This window comes from Polaromonas sp. P3_C2, from assembly GCF_056402675.1.
On the sequence record NZ_JBFUGX010000867.1, the window covers coordinates 1 to 1483 of the forward strand.

Sequence of the window (1483 nt, forward strand, 5' to 3'; positions counted from 1 at the left end):
TCAGCCCGGTCAGGCAGGCCAGCAAATCTCTACAGCAGCTGGCCAGCAATTTCACCGAGATTGTGCAGATCCGTGTCCGTGACGGCTTTGAATCCGTCTCTGTGGCCCGATGGGACTCCACCCATGATGTTCGCATCCACGGGTCCGTCGGCATGAGGCGGCCTCTCCACGGTGGCGCGTCGGGCAAAGTCCTGTTGGCCTATGCCCCCGCAGAGTTTCTGAACGAATTTTTCGCACAGGACTTTCAGAAGTTCACGCCCAACACCATCGTGCAACGCGCAAAATGGAATGAGGAGCTGATCAAGATCCGCAAGCAGGGCTACGCCACTTCCCTGGGCGAAATCACGAACGAAGTCCTTTCCGTGGCGGCACCGGTGCGCGACGGAACATCAAAAGTCATCGCCGCCATGGCGATCTCCATTCCTTCAAGCCGCATCACGGCCAAAGGGCTGGAGAAACTGGCCAAGCCGCTGTGCGCGGCGGCCTACGACCTTTCGGTTGAGCTCGGATATCGTCGCTCCGACGCTTCTGCCGATTAGCGGCAGCGCACCTGGTGGGGCGCGCTGCAGCCACCACCATTATTGAGAACGCTTCGGGATCACAGGAAGCACCACGTGCGATGGATGCTGGCTGCTCATGTACACCTTGTTGAGCGCCGTCCTGCTCGTCGTTGCCTGCGCCTCAGGATCCCCGGTGTTCGGGTTGACGTCAAAGTGCGGAAAGTTGCTGCTCGAAATGTCAACCCGGATGCGATGCCCTGCCTTGAACAGGTTGCTTGTCGGAAACGCCTCGATGCGGATGGGGTACACCGTTCCCGGCGTCATCAATTCCGGGTACTCCCATGAGTCCCTGTACCTCACCCGCAGAATCCCGTCGGTAAGGTTCATGGCGAAACCCTTTGGGTAGTCTTCGCTTTGCGGATACACATCGACCAGCTTGACGGTGAAATCCGTGTCCGGGCAGTCGGAGGATATCCACAGGTTCGCCACCACCGGCCCTGTAATCTCGACATCCTCCGCCAGCGGTTCAGTTGAAAAGGCAAGCACATCTTCACGGTCGGTCAGTGGGTAAAACGGTTCTGCGCAACCAAAGAAGCGCTCATCGGTTGTTTGGTCGAAAGCCCCGGCCAGTATTCCGGGTGGACGTGAAACCACGCTGCCGCCCAAGGTGGGAACCGGATTTTTGGGGTCAAACCGGTACGCCAGCGCGCCGTGATGCCTCTCTGGAAGAGAGGGGGACAGCGAACGATCAACGTGAAGATGGTAGGGCGTCCACCGCGTATCCGGAATCGGCCAGTCCTGCTCGGAACGCCAGGTACCGCCATGGTCAAGACGTCCCTCGCTGTTTTTTCTGCCGGAGCCGCCGCCCATCACGAACAGCCTCACGTTGGCGTTGTCTTCAGCGGCCGGAAGGCCTTTCAGCCAGTGGTCAAACCATTTGAGCCTTGCCTCAAGAAAGCTTGCGGCAGCGTGTTGGCCAAAAG

2 protein-coding genes are annotated in these 1483 nt (G+C 59.2%); one reads left to right on the plus strand and one right to left on the minus strand.

The window, feature by feature from the left end:
• Window positions 1-539: IclR family transcriptional regulator (locus AC1DWI_RS22860; RefSeq protein ID WP_477725873.1), on the plus strand; the 539-nt coding region annotated here is incomplete at its 5' end.
• Window positions 540-578: 39 nt separating this feature from the next.
• Here the strand turns inward: AC1DWI_RS22860 and AC1DWI_RS22865 are convergent.
• A partial coding sequence (locus AC1DWI_RS22865) for a CocE/NonD family hydrolase (RefSeq protein WP_477725874.1) occupies window positions 579-1483 on the minus strand: 905 nt, incomplete at its 5' end.